Below are 663 nucleotides of genomic sequence, written 5' to 3' on the forward strand. Positions count from 1 at the left end.
ATGTCATATTGAAAATTGGAGCGGAAGACGGGATTCGAACCCGCGACCCCAACCTTGGCAAGGTTGTATTCTACCACTGAACTACTTCCGCAAGACATGTATGAGTTATTTTATTAAAAGTGCGGGTGAAGGGAGTCGAACCCCCACGCCAAAGGCGCTAGATCCTAAGTCTAGTGCGTCTGCCAATTCCGCCACACCCGCATATTTTGTTAAAATGGTGAGCCATGAAGGACTCGAACCTTCGACCCTCTGATTAAAAGTCAGATGCTCTACCAACTGAGCTAATGGCTCTTAATGGCTGGGCTAGCTGGATTCGAACCAGCGCATGACGGAGTCAAAGTCCGTTGCCTTACCGCTTGGCTATAGCCCATTAATTAAGAATGGTGGAGGGGGGCAGATTCGAACTGCCGAACCCGAAGGAGCGGATTTACAGTCCGCCGCGTTTAGCCACTTCGCTACCCCTCCGACATATATGGTGGAGGATGACGGGATCGAACCGCCGACCCCCTGCTTGTAAGGCAGGTGCTCTCCCAGCTGAGCTAATCCTCCATTTTGCCTGGCAACGTCCTACTCTCACAGGGACAAGGTCCCAACTACCATCGGCGCTAGAGAGCTTAACTTCCGTGTTCGGTATGGGAACGGGTGTGACCTCTCTGCCATCAT

At 52.0% G+C, this 663-nt stretch carries 6 tRNA genes and 1 rRNA gene; all 7 read right to left on the reverse strand.

What is annotated here, in order from left to right:
* Positions 1 to 16: 16 nt before the first annotated feature.
* A tRNA-Gly gene (locus MR079_RS28305) sits at positions 17 to 91 on the reverse strand.
* Positions 92 to 120: 29 nt separating this feature from the next.
* Positions 121 to 201: transfer RNA gene (locus tag MR079_RS28310), tRNA-Leu, on the reverse strand.
* A gap of 14 nt (positions 202 to 215) precedes the next feature.
* A tRNA-Lys gene (locus tag MR079_RS28315) sits at positions 216 to 291 on the reverse strand.
* A gap of 4 nt (positions 292 to 295) precedes the next feature.
* Positions 296 to 370: transfer RNA gene (locus MR079_RS28320), tRNA-Gln, on the reverse strand.
* An 11-nt stretch (positions 371 to 381) separates the two neighbouring features.
* Positions 382 to 465: transfer RNA gene (locus MR079_RS28325), tRNA-Tyr, on the reverse strand.
* Between the two features lie 8 nt (positions 466 to 473).
* Positions 474 to 549: transfer RNA gene (locus MR079_RS28330), tRNA-Val, on the reverse strand.
* A 5-nt stretch (positions 550 to 554) separates the two neighbouring features.
* A 5S ribosomal RNA gene (rrf, locus tag MR079_RS28335) occupies positions 555 to 663 on the reverse strand; the annotation flags it as partial.

Source organism: Bacillus cereus group sp. BfR-BA-01381 (assembly GCF_022663555.1).
Lineage (GTDB): Bacteria > Bacillota > Bacilli > Bacillales > Bacillaceae_G > Bacillus_A > Bacillus_A pacificus.